The sequence below is a fragment of the Mucilaginibacter sp. P4_D1 genome (genome assembly GCF_056401935.1).
Window position 1 is genome coordinate 1 of record NZ_JBFUIJ010000109.1, and the last position, 2,128, is coordinate 2,128.

Annotated in this window: 3 protein-coding genes; 1 reads left to right on the forward strand and 2 read right to left on the reverse strand. The window is 46.8% G+C overall.

Annotated features, from left to right (window positions below; all coding sequences use genetic code 11):
• The coding region (locus AC1DV1_RS31200) for a transposase (RefSeq protein ID WP_477360453.1) at positions 1-119 on the forward strand (119 nt) is incomplete at its 5' end.
• Between the two features lie 154 nt (positions 120-273).
• Here the strand turns inward: AC1DV1_RS31200 and AC1DV1_RS31205 are convergent.
• Positions 274-1,752 carry an OmpP1/FadL family transporter gene (locus AC1DV1_RS31205; RefSeq protein ID WP_477368723.1) on the reverse strand — a complete coding sequence of 493 codons (1,479 nt, stop codon included), beginning with the start codon at positions 1,750-1,752 and terminating at the stop codon, positions 274-276.
• Positions 1,753-1,770: 18 nt separating this feature from the next.
• A partial coding sequence (locus AC1DV1_RS31210) for a hypothetical protein (RefSeq protein WP_477368725.1) occupies positions 1,771-2,128 on the reverse strand: 358 nt, incomplete at its 5' end.

Consider the following 2,128-nt stretch of genomic DNA (forward strand, 5'->3'; position numbering starts at 1 on the left):
TCGGAAATATCAAACAGAACCACGGGTTCCGACGCTTCATGCTCCGTGGGAAAGAAAAAGTAGCGATAGAATGGGGCTTACTTTCAATCGCACAAAACCTAAGAAAAAAAGCTGCCTAAAGGCCTTCTTTTCACTCGTTCTTAATCAATAATATTCGTTAGTTCGAAATCAACATCAAAAAACTACTTGAAATCGATTTATCCGCCGTAAAATAAAAAGACCGCATCATTTGATTTATGATACGGCCTCCTTTTTTACTATATCATCAACTTTTTAAAACGCGTAACCCAATGTCAGGAATGCGTTATTGTTGGTCTTTTTCAAATCGGCTCCGGGGCTGCCTGTACCTATTTCATATGGATAAACTGTTTGGTTGCCGCTTAAGTGCGCATAGGTGGCATCAACGTAATAGCTACCAAAGCGTACTCCAATACCACCGCTTACGGTTTTAATATCGCTGCCGTTAGTTTTCAACGGACTGCCCTGTATGCCGTAACCGCCACGCAGGTAAAACATGCTGTTAAGGCGTGCTTCGGCGCCGATGTGCGCGTTTATAGTTGAGCGGTAAAGGGCTTTTATGTTGCCGTTGTCAAAATCGGCGCTATAACTGTCGTTACTGCTGATGTGGGTTGTTGTGTAGTCAATATAATCTACATCGCCGGATATGAAACCGTATTTGCCTATAAAAATGGCTGCGCCGCCTGTTAATTTTAACGGGGTGCGCATATTATAGGATAATGGATACTCTACAGGGCCGTTTTTAAAGCTGCTGTTATTGGCAAAGTTTGTATTCAGGCCTTCAGAGTAGGAGTCGTCAATGGTGTAATAGGTAGGCGAGGTAAAGGTAAAGCCTAAACGCAGCGCGTTAACGGGTTTGTAAATTACCCCCAGCTTAACATTGGCGCCAGAGCCTTTGGTAACCTGGTCCTGTATAAAATTGGAGTTAAAGCCAACATTTGTGCCCACGTTATTAACTAATATATTGGCTGTACCTGTTTCATTAAACACGTTATAAGAGTTGTAGCGGATGTCGGAAAAAGAAACGCCTAATCCAAAATATAGCTTGTTGCTGTAGTTTGCGCCAAATGCCAGGTTAACTTCCGATTGCCCGCCTGTGCGGATGGTATTGCTTAATTGATTTACGGTGCCAAATGCATTTCTGCGATACTCGCTGCCGCCGCCGGTTGTGGCATAGCTATCTATCAGGTTTTGCTGATACGCCCAGTCATCCAACCCGTCATCGCTTACCTGCCCATTGGCGTTGGCAATGCCTGCGTAATAGTTGCCTATGGAGTTGGTGGGGTTTTTACCGCCATAGGTAATGTTTTCATAAAAATTGTTGGTACGGCTATAAGCTGCACCGTAGTTGATGCTTAGCCACCCTTTGGTTTTGTCACGGCCTTTTGGCGTGCTCAGCCGCTGGTAAATTACAACCGAGGCGTTGCTGAAATTCAGGTTGCTTTTGCTATCAGTATTAAACTGGCCAAGGTAGGTTGAATTTACTTTCGACCCATCAAACTCCGGAGTAATGCTTGCCTCGGAGTGTGTAAAAAAGCCAAGCCCGGCGGGGTTGCCGCTTATCGAGCTTAAATCGCCCCCAATGGCTGTACCGGCGTTGCCTATCCCCTTGATGCGCGACGTTGAACCGGTTTGAAAGGTGCTGAAGCGAATAGCATCCTGCGAATATTGCGCAAAACTATCTTTAGTAATTGCTACTATAGCAATCACACTAAGTAAATATTTAATCTTCATAGATTTAAGCTGATAAAATTATGGTCTAACTGGTCTGCCGCCACCACCGCCGCCGCCACTGTTACCGCCGCCGCCACCTGAACTTGAAGATGATGACGATGGAGCAGGCGAAGGTGACGAACGTTCAACACTTTGGGTTTGCGGCCGGGTATCTTGCTGCCTTACAGGGCGCGAATCGCGCGAGTAACTGGTATTGCTGTTGTTTGAATTGCCGCGGGTAATGGTACCATCGGTTGTTCTGTTTGCGCGGCCGCCTGGTATATAACCAATACCGGTACGCGTAGGCGAGCCTGCACCTACCGGGCGGGCAGTACGGGTAAATGAACTTGGCGTGTAACCACGGCCGCTGAACGGACTGCCGGTACCGCGTACAGGG